The organism is Methylobacterium sp. CCH5-D2, assembly GCF_001556475.1.
Classification (GTDB): Bacteria; Pseudomonadota; Alphaproteobacteria; order Rhizobiales; family Beijerinckiaceae; genus Methylobacterium; species Methylobacterium hispanicum.
The window spans coordinates 1-213 of sequence record NZ_LSIX01000792.1 but is presented as its reverse complement, the minus strand read 5'-3'; the positions used below and the strand labels follow the sequence as shown (position 1 = coordinate 213).

1 protein-coding gene is annotated in these 213 nt (G+C 65.7%); it reads right to left on the bottom strand.

The window, feature by feature from the left end; genetic code table 11:
- A partial coding sequence (locus AX737_RS21090; RefSeq protein WP_156453865.1) for a DnaJ domain-containing protein occupies positions 1–161 on the bottom strand: 161 nt, incomplete at its 3' end.
- Between the last annotated feature and the right edge of the window lie 52 nt (positions 162–213).

Below are 213 nucleotides of genomic sequence, written 5' to 3'. Positions count from 1 at the left end.
ATCTCGTAGGCGCTGTTGGCCTCGGCGAAGCGGTCCTTCGCCTTCGCGTCGTCCTTGTTGCGGTCGGGATGGTGGGCCTTCGCCAGCTTGCGATAGGCCTTCTTGATGTCGGCCTCGCTCGCGTTCTTGGGAACGCCCAGCACGTCGTAGGGATTGCGCATGGCCTCTTGGGACTGGCTGTCGTGCACCGTTGCCGGACCGGCGGTTCGCGCC